This window comes from Glaciecola sp. MF2-115 (assembly GCF_047250385.1).
GTDB lineage: Bacteria > Pseudomonadota > Gammaproteobacteria > Enterobacterales > Alteromonadaceae > Glaciecola.
Genome location: NZ_JBLBVM010000047.1, coordinates 105,786 through 119,777, shown reverse-complemented (window position 1 = coordinate 119,777; position 13,992 = coordinate 105,786). Strand labels below are relative to the sequence as shown.

Below are 13,992 nucleotides of genomic sequence, written 5' to 3'. Positions count from 1 at the left end.
CTTACTTTAAATAGTAACGTAGACTATGGATTGTACAATTTTGAAATACTATTTATGAAATATGCTAGTGTTCTTCCGCTATCGGCCTTATCTGCTTTGCTTCTTATCAGCCTATTAGTTTCGTTAAACCTGATTCCCCCTGGCATTCAACTTATTGAGTCCCTTCAAGCACAAATACCTAATGCATTTTTCCTAATCATTTTTCTAATTATTTTATTAGAGTCAATCATCTACGTTGGCTTCTATTTCCCCGGGCAATTTTTTGCTGTTATTCTCGTGGTTGGAGCAAAACCTACAGCTTTGGATGTACTCTACTTGACTATTTGTATGGTACTGGCAGCTACAATAGGCTCATTTATAAATTTCCATCTAGGCAAAGTCGCCGGTAAGCGCTCAGAGGAAAACGGCAATAAGATTGAACAAAAAGAAACTAAATTAAAGCACCTGCTGTTGGCTATGATCCACATAAACTCACTTGCTTTTTTTATGTTCTCCCAAGGCAACCAGCAAAAATCTTCTAAAGTAATAACCTTGGCTGGCTTGTTGAACTTGCCTTACTATTTATTACTCATCGCTGGTACCGCCGTTTTAAGCGAAGAAGTCATGGCGATGGCTGAGAACACGACACTATTAATTACAATTGTAAGTGTTTGGTTATTAATAGCTATTGCATTGGATGTGAAGCGGCACAAGCAGCGGGATCTTGCTTCTGACTGAGTGCTAATTTGCGCTCAATGCTTGGTGGTTTACTTAACTCAATAGTTTATTAACTAATGAGATTGCTTGGCTGTTAGCTTGCCAAGTAATGTATTTGCTATTTGAGGATATGACGAATCGCTCTACTAGCAGCGACCAAACCGAACGTGGCAGTCACACCAACAAACGCGCCGAAACCAGTCGCACAATCCATTTTTCCGGCACCTTGTTGCTGGCTTTTCTCAAAGCAAACCGAGCCATCTGCTTGGGGATAACGCAGTTGTTCAGTCGAATAAACACATTCGACACCAAAGTTTCTTTTTGGGTTTTTACTGAAGTTATAAAACCGACGAAGTTCTGAACGTAACTTAGCCGCGAGGGGATCTTGAATCGTCTTCGCTAGATCATTACATGTAATCTGTAGCGGATCTATTTGCCCTCCAGCACCTCCAACCGTGATGATTTTTATTTTATTCCGTTTACAAAATGCAATCATCGCCGCTTTGGCTTTAATACTATCTACCGCATCAATTACAACATCATAAGTATCGTTGATATACTCGCGAAGTGTGTCAGTCGTCACAAAGTCCTCGATTGCTGTCACTTTACACTCGGGGTTTATATCAAGGATTCGCTGTTTCATTACCGCAACTTTAGATTCATCTATGGTTGATGAGAGAGAATGAATTTGTCTATTAACGTTGCTAAGCGCTATATCATCTAGGTCAATAAGCGTAATATTTCCAACCGCACTTCGTGCCAAAGCTTCGGCACTCCAAGAGCCGACACCACCGATACCTACAACCACTATGTTGGCATTTGTTAGTTTTTTGAGGCCATCATTGCCGTATAGTCTGGCTAGTCCTGAAAAACGGTTGGTAGTGTTTTCGGTCGTCATGAGGCTGTGTATTTTTCCGTCGTCGAAAGTGTCTCGAAATACAATATTTAAGATTCTAAAAAATCGAATCTAACGTACTAATTTTAGCGAGATACCTTTGAATAGATTCATGTTTAAATATGAGGATTAACGTTCATCGATTATTAGTCGCATTTTATCGGTATAAGCAAGTTTACAAATGCTTGAATATGCTAATGGTACGACACTAAAAACAGAAATGGAAAGTTTGTTTTTCAATTTCTAAAATTTATTGTTAGACCATATTGGCGGTTGCTTCTAATTGAATTAAGTGGAGAAAATGATGACAGATATAAACCCAACTATAAATACAACAGTGAGCGCCGAACTAAACACCTCAACGATAACGAAGGTGGTAGAAGGCATGTCTGCATCTGATGGTGCTGGTGTTAAGTTAAAGCGTGTATTGGGTCAACCGAAATTGCAACGACTGGATCCATTCTTAATGTTAGACGAGTTTGGTTCTGAGGATGCACAAGACTATATAGCAGGCTTCCCAAAACATCCGCATAGAGGCTTTCAAACAGTTACCTATATGCTTAACGGTAAAATGCAACATAAGGACTCTAGCGGCAATGAGGGAATTATTGAAGACGGTGGTTTGCAATGGATGAATGCCGGCAAAGGTATTATTCACGAAGAAATGCCGATGCAAATTGAAGGTAAGATGCGTGGCTTTCAATTGTGGGTGAATTTACCTTCAAGCGAGAAGATGTCGAAGCCAGGCTATCAAGATATTCCAACGGCTAATATACCAGAATTAAACAGTGAAAAAGGCTCACTAATTAGAGTGTTAGCAGGGAACTTTAAAGGCCAAGAGGGAGCTGTTTCCACGCAAGCAGTAAAACCACAGTTCTTCGATTTCCACTTGATGGATAATGAATCGCTAGAAGTACCAACGCAAAGCTCCCACAACGGTTTCTTGTATGTTTATGAGGGCGAGGTAGATGTCGCAGGACAAGTGCTGACTAAGGGGCAGCTAGGTGTCTTAGCTTTTACTGACAAACTGATTTTGAACACCAAAAGTGCAGCGAAAGTAATTTTAGTGAGTGGCGAGCCTATTAATGAACCTGTCGTACAATATGGCCCATTCGTAATGAACACTCAGGAAGAAATCAATCAAGCTTTGCGCGATTTTCAGCAAGGCGTACTAGCTTAGAATATTTCAATTAATATTGTTAACAGCACCATTTTTGGTGCTGTTTTTGTTTTTACTTAAAACAATTCAGCTAATTATAGAGGTTTTACATTGAATTAAGCAGCCATCTTCAATAACATCAAAGGAATTATGAATTGAAAGGAATGCAAATGAAGCCTGTTGTTCTCGCTGGTGGCACTGGAAGCCGATTATGGCCAAAATCCCGCGCAGCATTACCGAAGCAATTTTTATCTTTAACTTCTGATAATACGATGTTGCAAGATACAATTTTGCGTTTGCCTACCGATAAAATGGATCCACCGTTATTTATCTGTAATGAGGATCATCGCTTCCTCGCTGCAGAACAACTGCGTGTCGCAAATATAGATTATGACAGTATCATCTTGGAGCCGGATGGCCGTAACACTGCGCCCGCTATTGCACTTGCTGCATTGAGGGCAATTCAGCAAGGTGAAGATCCGGTACTTTTGATTCTTGCAGCAGACCATCTTATTGCTGATCATCAAGCATTTCACGAAGCAGTGGATAAAGCGACATTACTAGCAGCAGAAGGTAAATTAGTCACTTTTGGTATTGTACCCACCGAAGCCCATACCGGATATGGTTACATTAAGTCAGGTGACGGCGTTAGTGAGTTAGGTTATGAAGTAGCTGAATTTGTTGAAAAGCCCGATTTAACAACGGCTCAGCAGTATTTAAACAGCGGCGATTATTTCTGGAATAGCGGCATGTTTATGTTTAAAGCCAGTGTTTATTTGAAAGAGCTAAGCAAGCACGCTCCAGACATTTTTGCAGCATGTACTAACGCGATGGAAAATACTGATAAAGATATGACATTCATTCGTGTCGACGCTGATGCCTTCGCAAAGTGTCCTGATGATTCTATCGATTACGCCGTAATGGAAAAAACATCAGATGCTTGCATGGTTCCACTAGATGCAGGCTGGAATGATGTTGGTAGTTGGACATCCTTATGGGAAACCTCCAAGAATAAAGATCAATGTGGCAACGTAGTCATTGGAGACGCCATTCTTGACGGCGTTAACAATAGTTACATTAATTCTGAGCAACGCTTAATTTCAGTTATTGGGCTAGATGATGTTGTGGTGGTTGAAACCAAAGATGCGGTTTTGGTTGCCAATAAACATAAAGTGCAAGACATCAAAAATGTTGTTAATAAATTAAAAGCAGAGAAACGCTCGGAATTCGAGTTTCATCGTGAAGTTTTTAGACCATGGGGTAGTTACGATTCGATTGATAATGGCAAGCGTTATCAGGTAAAACGAATCAGTGTAAAGCCGGGTGAAAAACTGAGTGTACAAATGCATCATCATCGCGCTGAACATTGGATTGTTGTATCTGGAACCGCGAATGTCACTGTGGGTGAAAAAACCTCTTTAGTGACGGAAAATGAATCTATCTATATTCCAATAGGCGAGATTCATGCATTAGAGAACCCAGGTAAGATATTATTGGAACTTATTGAAGTGCAATCTGGCGGTTATTTGGGAGAAGACGATATTGTTCGTTTTTCAGATCGTTATGGCCGAGTCGAAATCAAAAAATAAAACGGATACATTAGTTGGCAAACGTACTCGCTCGCTAATTAAATTTAATTAAATATCAAAAATGAAAGAATTTAAGTTATGACAAAAATTACATGTTTCAAAGCCTACGATATTCGTGGAAAATTATTAGAACAATTAAACGAAACGGTAGCTTATAGAATCGGTCGTGCATTCGCTGAGGAATTACAAGCAAGGACTGTTGTCATTGGTGCAGATGTTAGGAATACATCCATTCCCCTAAAATTGGCGCTTGCAGCCGGTTTAATTGATGGTGGAGCAAAAGTAAAAGACCTAGGCATGTGCGGTACAGAAGAAATTTACTTTGCTACAAAACACCTTGGTGTTGACGGTGGTATCGAAGTCACCGCTTCTCACAATCCAATTGACTACAACGGACTGAAGTTGGTAAAAGCTGGCTCAATTCCCATCAGTGGTGACAGCGGTTTGTTCGCAATTAGAGATAGAGCAGAAAGCTACGATGAAATGAATATCCAAGCACGTTTGTGTGCTTTCAGTGCGGGAGAATTAGTAAGTGATGAAGCCTTCTTAAAAGGAGAGCATTCAATTAAAGAAATCAAATTGCTAGAAACAAACTCATATGAAAGAGTCAGTTGTGTTAATGACTACGTGTTGCACCTTACTAGCTATATTGATTATAAGAAGCTCACGCCATTGAAGTTAGTCGTCAATGCCGGTAACGGAAGCGCTGGTCCGGCTTTGGATGCGATTGAATTTTTCTTTAAACATCAGAATGTACCAGTTGAATTTATTAAAGTTCATCATGAAGCCAATGGGGATTTTCCAAATGGCATCCCAAACCCTTTGCTCCCTGAGAATCGCGCCGATACAACAAATGCCGTAGTTGCAAACAATGCACATATGGGAATTGCATGGGACGGTGATTTTGATCGTTGTTTCTTGTTTGATGAAAAAGGTCAATTCGTTGAAGGCTATTATATCGTTGGCCTCTTAGCGCAAGCGTTCTTAGCCAAGGAAAAGGGGGCCAGTATTATTTATGACCCACGCGTCTATTGGAATACTGAAGAAATTGTAAAAGCCAGTCAGGGCAAACCAATTAAATGTAAGACAGGGCATGCGTTCATTAAGGAAAGAATGCGCAAAGAAGATGCCGTTTACGGCGGTGAAATGAGTGCACATCATTATTTTAGAGACTTTGCATATTGTGATTCTGGGATGATCCCATGGTTATTAGTCGCTGAGTTATTATGCACAACAAAACAACCTTTATCTTCGCTGGTTGAAGCACGTATTAAGGCTTTTCCTTCCTCTGGAGAAATTAACTCAACGGTTGAAAATGCAGGTCTGACCATTAAGAAAGTGGTTGAGCATTACACGGCTCAAGCTCAAGTGATTGATAAGACAGATGGCATTGGTATGGAATTTGGCACATGGCGTTTTAACCTAAGAAAATCGAATACTGAACCTGTTATTCGACTCAATGTTGAATCAAGAGGGGATATTGCGTTAATGGAAGAAAAGACGAAGGAGCTTATGGCTCTTATTAGCGCTTGATAATTATTTTCGCATTTATCGCTTGTATAGTTAACTGCAAAATTTAGCAAAGGTCGGAAACAAGAAAGGCGCCAATCGGCGCCTTTCTTAATAGTTAGTAACAGTGTTTATTACTTTTTAATTGGTGTGTACTTACGTTGTTCTTCACCAGTGTATAACTGACGAGGACGACCAATTTTCTGTCCTGGTTGACTTAGCATTTCGTGCCAGTGAGATATCCAGCCAACTGTTCTTGAAAGTGCAAATATACATGTAAACATATTGGTAGGAATACCTATTGCTTTCAACACGATACCTGAATAGAAGTCGACATTAGGGAACAATTTCTTCTCTGCAAAGTACGGGTCACTAAGAGCAATTCGCTCTAGTTCCATCGCTACTTCTAGTAGAGGATCTTTCAAGTCAAGTTCCGCTAGCACTTCATGACAGCTTTCACGCATGACTGTGGCTCTTGGATCATGGTTTTTATAAACACGATGACCAAAGCCCATTAGACGGAACGGGTCAGACTTATCTTTAGCTCTTTCGATGAATTCAGGTATACGGTCAACCGTACCAATTTCTTCAAGCATTTCTAAGCAAGCTTCGTTTGCGCCGCCGTGAGCAGGGCCCCATAAAGAAGCAACACCAGCAGCAATACATGCATATGGGTTAGCACCAGATGAACCAGCTAATCTCACTGTTGAAGTCGATGCGTTTTGCTCATGATCTGCATGAAGGATGAAGATTCTGTCCATTGCACGTTCAACAGCTGGACTAATTTTGTAATCTTCGGCAGGTACAGAAAACATCATATTTAAGAAGTTTGCCGCATAGCTCAGTTCATTTGATGGGTACACAAAAGGCTGACCGACATTGTACTTATAGCACATAGCTACGAGAGTAGGCATTTTCGCTATGAGGCGGTGCGCACTGCGAAGGCGCTGCTCTTCACTATTTACATCTAAATCACTGTGATAAAAAGACGACATTGCGCCAACGGTGCCACATAGCATTGCCATTGGATGGGCATCATTTCTAAAACCGTGGAAAAACATATTAATCTGCTCGTGAACCATAGTGTGACGAGTGATTGTTTGCTTAAATGTTTGGTATTCTTCTTCTGAAGGAGCATGCCCATGCAATAACATATGACAAACTTCTAAATAGTCTGAATCTCGAGCCAATTCATCAATTGGGTAACCTCTGTGCAATAATACTCCTTTTGCACCATCGATGAACGTTATTGAAGATTCACATGAACCTGTTGCCATAAAACCGGGGTCGAAAGTGAAATAACCATTTGCGCCCAAAGATCTAATATCAATAACTGGGTGACCCGCTGTTCCTGTTAAAATAGGAAGCTCGATTTCTTTGTCACCAGCTTTTAAAATGGCTTTATCATTTGCCATGTAATGTTCTCCTCGTTAGTTCTCTAATATAACGTTGAAATCGACCAAATTGTTCACAACGTTAAGAAAAGTGCCGGTATTTGTACTGGTATTGGAGTAATAAGTCAATTTAAATGCACATTCGTCTAATAATTATTCCTTAATTATAGCGAGTTTACTAAGTATCAATAAATGTTTACGACTAAAGGCTTAATATGCAACTAAAAATTGTAATTTACGAGGCGGATTGTTATATTCAAACCCGCTAAATTAAAGGAAAGTATTTTATTTCAATTTAGCAATATATTATTCACAAATTGTTAACAGATAAATGGCGTTAATTCGCTTCAGAAAGTAAAACACACAACTCAGGTTATCGCATAAGCTTTCGAGTTTTATGCATCACCTACGAACGACAGGCATATTATTGTGAAGAAACAAAGACCGGTAAATTTAGATCTTAATACAATTACCTTTCCACCAGCAGCTATCTCGTCAATTCTCCACCGTGTGACAGGCGTGGCAATGTTTTTCGCGTTGCTATTTGTTATTTATGCGTGGGCTACTTCAGTTGCTTCAATCGATGGTTATAATTCGGTTTTAGCTATGATGGACGCTTGGTACGGAAAAGTCATTTCAATAGGTACCTTATCAGCGCTGTCTTACCACATTATCGGTGGAATCAGGCACGTTATTATGGATATGGGCTATTGGGAAGAACTTGACTCAGGAAATAACAGTGCACTCGCTGCAATGGGACTATGGGTGGTGTTAACTATCGTATTGGGAGTTGTATTATGGTAACGAATCAAGCATCAATTAAAAGAAACGGCATTCAAGATTACGTTTCTTTACGAGCAACAGCAGCGATTATCACTGCTTTCACGTTTTATATGGTGTATTTCTTCCTAACAACTCCTGTTGTTAGCTTTGAAGTATGGCAGGGTCTTTTTGCTAATATCTACATGAAGGCATTTACGCTCGCAGCTTTGATCTCAATCATGATTCATGTGCGTATAGGATTGTGGCAGGTGTTAACTGATTACATCAAGCCAACTGGTTTACGCGCCGGTCTTCAATTTGTTCTCAATCTTATTGCATTTGCGTATGTTGCAGTAGGTCTATTCGTTTTATGGGGTGTTTAATATGAGTTTACCCGTTCATGAGTTTGACGCGGTAGTAATCGGCGCTGGCGGCGCTGGGATGCGAGCAGCTTTGCAGATTTCAGAATCTGGAAAGTCATGCGCATTATTATCAAAAGTATTTCCAACCCGTTCTCATACGGTATCTGCACAAGGTGGTATTACCGTTGCGCTAGGTAATTCACATGAAGATAACTGGGAATGGCACATGTATGACACCGTGAAAGGGTCAGACTATATTGGTGATCAAGAAGCCATTGAATACATGTGTAAAACAGGTCCAGAAGCGATTATCGAAATGGAAAATATGGGCTTACCTTTCTCTCGTACTGAAGAAGGTAAAGTGTATCAGCGTCCATTCGGTGGTCAGTCAAAGAATTTTGGTGGTGAGCAAGCGGCAAGAACCGCTGCCGCTGCAGATAGAACAGGTCATGCCTTATTGCACTTGTTGTATCAACAAAATGTTAAAAATCGTACAAAAGTATTCAGCGAATGGTACGCGCTAGATTTAGTGAAAAACCAACAGGGTCAAGTGGTAGGTTGTACAGCTATCGATATTGAAACTGGTGAAGTGGTTTACTTTAAATCAAAAGCTGTCGTACTAGCTACCGGTGGTGCAGGTCGTATTTATGCATCAACTACAAATGCTCATATCAATACAGGTGATGGCGTTGGTATGGCACTTCGTGCTGGTGTGCCATTGCAAGATATGGAAATGTGGCAGTTCCACCCGACAGGTATTGCAGGTGCAGGTACGCTTGTAACTGAAGGTTGTCGAGGTGAGGGCGGTTACTTATTAAATAAAGACGGCGAACGTTTCATGGAACGTTATGCGCCAAACGCGAAAGACTTAGCAGGTCGTGACGTTGTTGCTCGTTCAATGATGACAGAGATTCGCGAAGGTCGCGGTTGTGACGGTCCTTGGGGTCCACACTTGAAGCTGAAACTTGATCATCTTGGTAAAGATGTTCTTGAATCCCGCTTACCAGGTATTCTTGAGTTATCACGCACATTCGCCCACGTTGACCCGGTGAAAGAACCCATTCCAGTTATTCCAACTTGTCACTATATGATGGGTGGTATACCTACAAATGTTGATGGACAAGTTATTAATATCGATATTGATGGTAATGAAACGAAAGTTGATGGTTTGTTCGCTTGTGGTGAAATAGCTTGTGTATCAGTACATGGTGCTAACCGTTTAGGCGGCAACTCTCTGCTAGATTTGGTTGTTTTTGGTCGTGCAACAGGCCTACACCTTGGCAAGAGCTTAGATGAAATCGACGTGCAAAGCGATGCCTCAGAGTCAGATCTTGAAGCAACGATGGCCCGTTTCAATCGTTGGGAAAGCTCTGAAAAAGGTAAGGGTGAAGACCCAGTTCAAATTAAGAAAGACATGCAGACTTGTATGCAGTTGAACTTCTCGGTATTCCGTGAAGGTGATTCAATGGCCGAAGGTCTTAAAGAACTGAAAGAAATTCGTGAACGCCTGCAAAATGCACGTTTGGACGACAAGAGCTCTGACTTTAACACTCAGCGTATTGAGTGCTTAGAGTTAGACAATCTAATGGAAACTGCATATAGCACCGCTGTTGCAGCAAACTTTAGAACAGAGAGTCGTGGTGCACACAGTCGTTTCGACTACCCAGAAAGAGACGATGAAAATTGGTTGTGTCACAGTGTGTACTTGCCGGAATCTGAATCTATGCGCCGTCGTGAAGTCAATATGGCTCCGAAGCTCAGAGAAGCGTTTCCACCAAAAGTACGTTCGTACTAATAGGACTTATCATTATGATGTTAGATATTTCGATTTATCGATATAACCCAGACGTAGATAATGCACCTAAGATGCAAGACTATCAATTGGAGGTCGAAGAAGGCCAAGATATGATGGTGCTTGATGCTTTGATTGCATTGAAAGAAACTGACCCTACTTTATCATTCCGTCGCTCATGTCGTGAAGGCGTGTGTGGTTCTGATGGTATGAACATGAACGGAAAGAATGGCCTTGCGTGTATTACGCCATTGTCTTCTTTAGGTAAGGGAAAAATTGTTGTTCGTCCACTGCCGGGAATGCCTGTAGTGCGCGACTTAGTAGTTGATTTAACTCAATTTTACACGCAATACGAGAAAATTAAGCCTTTCTTAATAAACGACGATAAGCAGCCGCCAGCAAGAGAACATTTACAATCACAAGAAGACAGAGCAAAGTTAGATGGCCTGTATGAATGTATTTTATGCGCATGTTGTTCTTCATCTTGCCCATCGTTTTGGTGGAACCCAGATAAGTTCATTGGTCCTGCCGGTTTGTTGCACGCGTATCGTTTCTTAATCGATTCTCGTGATACAGCTACAGATGAACGTTTGAGTGACTTGGATGATGCATTTAGTGTTTTCCGTTGCCATGGCATAATGAATTGCGTTAGTGTTTGTCCAAAAGGGCTAAACCCAACAAAAGCGATTGGCCAAATCAAATCGATGTTATTACAACGGGCTGTTTAGTGCCTCGTTGCCTGTTAAGCGGGCAAAATTGAATGCTAAATAGCCGTCCTGAGAAGGATGGCTATTTTTTTATCTAAAATAAACTAAATGCAAAACTAGCTTCAAAAGAATAAAATGAAGAAAATATTTAAGTTTTTTCTAAATGGGGTGTTATATATGGTGTGATATACCATTATAGTCGTATATATCCTTGCAAACATGCAATACATAATTTACAAAAAGAATCTACTTAGAATACAATACACTTAACTTTTTATATCAAGGCTTAAGAATGCAAGATAGCGTGATGAAAGCATGGTGGGATTCATCCCACATGGCGGGAGGTAATACCGCTTACATAGAAGATATGTATGAAGCTTACCTTGAAGATCCACAAAGTGTCCCAGAAAACTGGAAAGTCACATTCGACGCTCTACCAAAAGTTGATGGTGTAGAAGTTGAAGCCAACCACACGCAAATTAGGGCGGACTTCAAACAAATGGCCTCTTTAGGGCCTGCGGCAAGATTTAGTTCTGGTGCTTCTGCGAGTTCTGGCGATGTTCAAAGTGATGAGCGACAAATAAAAGTATTGCAGTTAATCAATGCTTACCGTTTTCGTGGCCATCAGCATGCCAACCTAGATCCATTAAATTTATGGAAGCAAGAGAGAGTTCGTGATTTAGAGCTTTCTCATCATAATTTATCAGAAAGTGACTTTGACGCCATATTCAACCTTGGCTCTTATGCAGTTGACACTGATAAAATGGCGTTAGGTGATTTGTTTAAATCACTCAATCGTACCTACTGTGGTTCGATTGGTTCAGAATACATGCACATTACTGATACAGAGCAGAAACGCTGGTTGCAACAGCGCATTGAATCAGTAGAAGCAAAACCTGTAATTGGCCGCGATGAGAAAGTGTCTATTCTCAAAGGGCTAATTGCTGCTGATGGCATGGAAAAATACCTAGGTTCTAAATTTACCGGTGCGAAACGATTCTCACTGGAAGGTGGCGATTCTTTGGTGCCAATGCTGAAGGGCTTAATTAGTGCTGCTGGTGTCGCTGGTACCAAAGAAGTAGTTATTGGTATGGCTCACCGCGGAAGATTGAATGTCCTAGTTAACGTTCTGGGTAAAAACCCTTCAGTCTTATTTGATGAGTTTGCCGGTAAGCACGATGATAGTTTAGGTGCAGGCGATGTTAAATATCACGCTGGTTTCTCTTCTGACTTTGCAACTCCTGGTGGTAATGTACATTTAGCATTGGCTTTCAATCCATCGCATTTGGAAATCGTAAACCCGGTAGTCATCGGTTCAGTAAGAGCGCGTCTACAGAGACGAAACTGCGAAGATGGTTCCGCCGTACTTCCAATTACGATCCACGGCGATTCAGCAATAGCTGGCCAAGGCGTTGTGCAAGAAACCTTTAATATGTCGCAAACTCGCGGCTTTAAAGTGGGTGGTACGGTTCGAATTGTAATCAACAACCAAGTTGGATTTACCACATCGAAGACTGAAGATACGCGCTCTACTCAATACTGCACAGATATTGCCAAGATGGTTCAAGCACCTATTTTCCATGTGAATGCCGATGACCCAGAAGCGGTCATGTTCGTCACTCAATTGGCTCTTGATTATCGTAATAAATTCAAACGCGATGTTGTTATCGATTTGGTTTGTTATCGCCGCCACGGCCATAACGAAGCTGACGAGCCTAATGCAACTCAGCCATTAATGTATCAAAAGATTAAAAAGCATCCTGTACCACGTGAAATATATGCTAATCAGTTAATTGCCGAAGGCTCGATTGAAAAGCATGAAGTCGACAAGTTGATGACAGAGTACCGGGCTGCGCTAGATCATGGTGCATGTGTTGTTGAAGAATGGAGACCAATGACAGAGCATTCAGTTGACTGGTCACCATACATTGGACATGACTGGGATGTAGAGTATGACGGTAGTTTGCCCGTTGAAAAACTGAAAGAATTAGGTGAAGCATTAATTACTTACCCTGAAAGTCACCGCTTACAATCTCGTGTAAATAAACTTTATTTAGACCGTAAAGCAATGGTTGAAGGCGAGAAACAGCTTGATTGGGGTATGGCTGAAAACTTAGCTTACGCGAGTATTCTAGCCGATAAAACAAATATTAGAATGACCGGTCAAGATTCAGGTCGTGGAACGTTCTTCCATCGTCATGCGGTATTGCATAATCAAGAAGATGGAACATCTTATTTGCCATTGCAAAATATATCGTCTGATCAAGGTCGCATTGAAATATATGATTCGGTCTTGTCAGAAGAGGCGGTTATGGCCTTTGAATATGGTTACGCAACGGCAGAGCCATCTTGCTTAACTATTTGGGAAGCCCAATTCGGTGACTTCGCAAATGGCGCACAAGTGGTATTTGATCAGTTCTTATCATCAGGTGAAGCAAAATGGGGCCGTTTGTGCGGTTTAACAATGTTATTGCCGCATGGTTATGAGGGACAGGGACCAGAGCACAGTTCTGCTCGATTAGAGCGTTTCTTGCAAATGTGTGCTGATCACAACTGGCAAGTTTGTGTACCATCCACTCCGGCTCAGGTATACAATATGCTGCGCAGACAATCTGTTCGACCAATGCGTCGTCCATTGATTGTAATGTCACCAAAGTCATTGTTACGTCACCCGTTAGCTGTTTCTTCGATGGAAGAGTTAGCGGCCGGTGTATTCCACAATGTCATTGATGAAATTGACGAAATTGACCCTAAAGGGGTTAAGCGCGTTGTGATGTGTTCAGGAAAGGTTTATTACGACCTGCTCGATCAACGTCGCAAAAATGAACAAACAGATGTGGCAATTATTCGTTTAGAACAGTTGTATCCTTTCCCGCAGGAAGAGTTCAAGGCTATAATGGCTAGATATGAACACGTAACTGACTGGGTTTGGTGTCAAGAAGAGCCACAAAACCAAGGCGCTTGGTATTGTAGCCAGCATCATTTCTGGCAGTCTATTCCGAAAGGATCAAATTTAACTTATGCAGGTCGAAATGCTTCGGCGTCACCTGCAGTTGGCTATGTCTCAGTACACAATCAACAACAAAAAGCGTTGGTTGAAGACGCACTTACACTAAACTAAGGAACC

11 protein-coding genes are annotated in these 13,992 nt (G+C 41.2%); 9 read left to right on the top strand and 2 right to left on the bottom strand.

Annotation, left to right across the window (positions count from 1 at the left end; genetic code table 11):
* The first annotated feature begins 54 nt into the window (after positions 1–54).
* Positions 55–717: a hypothetical protein gene (locus ACKLNX_RS07570; RefSeq protein WP_412971866.1), complete on the top strand. Its 663-nt coding sequence runs from the start codon at positions 55–57 to the stop codon at positions 715–717.
* A 97-nt stretch (positions 718–814) separates the two neighbouring features.
* On the opposite strand, the gene tcdA is transcribed toward ACKLNX_RS07570, so the two are convergent.
* Positions 815–1,594, bottom strand: coding sequence for a tRNA cyclic N6-threonylcarbamoyladenosine(37) synthase TcdA (gene tcdA, locus ACKLNX_RS07565; RefSeq protein ID WP_411694804.1), 780 nt, complete (start codon positions 1,592–1,594; stop codon positions 815–817).
* Between the two features lie 301 nt (positions 1,595–1,895).
* Between tcdA and ACKLNX_RS07560 the strand changes: the two genes are divergently transcribed.
* The 3 genes from ACKLNX_RS07560 (at position 1,896) to ACKLNX_RS07550 (ending at position 5,872) form a co-directional block, all read left to right on the top strand.
* Positions 1,896–2,771: a pirin family protein gene (locus ACKLNX_RS07560; RefSeq protein WP_412971865.1), complete on the top strand. Its 876-nt coding sequence runs from the start codon at positions 1,896–1,898 to the stop codon at positions 2,769–2,771.
* A 149-nt stretch (positions 2,772–2,920) separates the two neighbouring features.
* Complete coding sequence (locus ACKLNX_RS07555) at positions 2,921–4,339, top strand: mannose-1-phosphate guanylyltransferase/mannose-6-phosphate isomerase (protein WP_412971864.1); 1,419 nt, start codon at positions 2,921–2,923, stop codon at positions 4,337–4,339.
* Between the two features lie 78 nt (positions 4,340–4,417).
* Positions 4,418–5,872, top strand: a complete 1,455-nt coding sequence (locus ACKLNX_RS07550; protein WP_412971863.1) for a phosphomannomutase CpsG — start codon at positions 4,418–4,420, stop codon at positions 5,870–5,872.
* 110 nt (positions 5,873–5,982) lie between these two features.
* On the opposite strand, the gene ACKLNX_RS07545 is transcribed toward ACKLNX_RS07550, so the two are convergent.
* On the bottom strand, positions 5,983–7,263 hold the full coding sequence (locus ACKLNX_RS07545) for a citrate synthase (protein ID WP_411694801.1): 1,281 nt from the start codon (positions 7,261–7,263) through the stop codon (positions 5,983–5,985).
* Between the two features lie 408 nt (positions 7,264–7,671).
* Here ACKLNX_RS07545 and sdhC point away from each other — a divergent pair, with 408 nt between their 5' ends.
* The 5 genes from sdhC (at position 7,672) to ACKLNX_RS07520 (ending at position 13,986) form a co-directional block, all read left to right on the top strand.
* Complete coding sequence (gene sdhC / locus ACKLNX_RS07540; protein ID WP_412971862.1) at positions 7,672–8,046, top strand: succinate dehydrogenase, cytochrome b556 subunit; 375 nt, start codon at positions 7,672–7,674, stop codon at positions 8,044–8,046.
* A complete protein-coding gene (gene sdhD, locus ACKLNX_RS07535) occupies positions 8,040–8,387 on the top strand; it encodes a succinate dehydrogenase, hydrophobic membrane anchor protein (RefSeq protein ID WP_411694799.1) in 348 nt (115 codons plus the stop codon). Before sdhC ends, sdhD begins: the two co-directional genes overlap by 7 nt.
* A 1-nt stretch (position 8,388) precedes the next feature.
* On the top strand, positions 8,389–10,161 hold the full coding sequence (gene sdhA, locus ACKLNX_RS07530) for a succinate dehydrogenase flavoprotein subunit (protein ID WP_412971861.1): 1,773 nt from the start codon (positions 8,389–8,391) through the stop codon (positions 10,159–10,161).
* A gap of 14 nt (positions 10,162–10,175) precedes the next feature.
* Complete coding sequence (locus ACKLNX_RS07525; protein WP_411694797.1) at positions 10,176–10,886, top strand: succinate dehydrogenase iron-sulfur subunit; 711 nt, start codon at positions 10,176–10,178, stop codon at positions 10,884–10,886.
* Between the two features lie 271 nt (positions 10,887–11,157).
* On the top strand, positions 11,158–13,986 hold the full coding sequence (locus ACKLNX_RS07520) for a 2-oxoglutarate dehydrogenase E1 component (protein ID WP_411694796.1): 2,829 nt from the start codon (positions 11,158–11,160) through the stop codon (positions 13,984–13,986).
* The last annotated feature ends 6 nt before the right edge of the window (positions 13,987–13,992 follow it).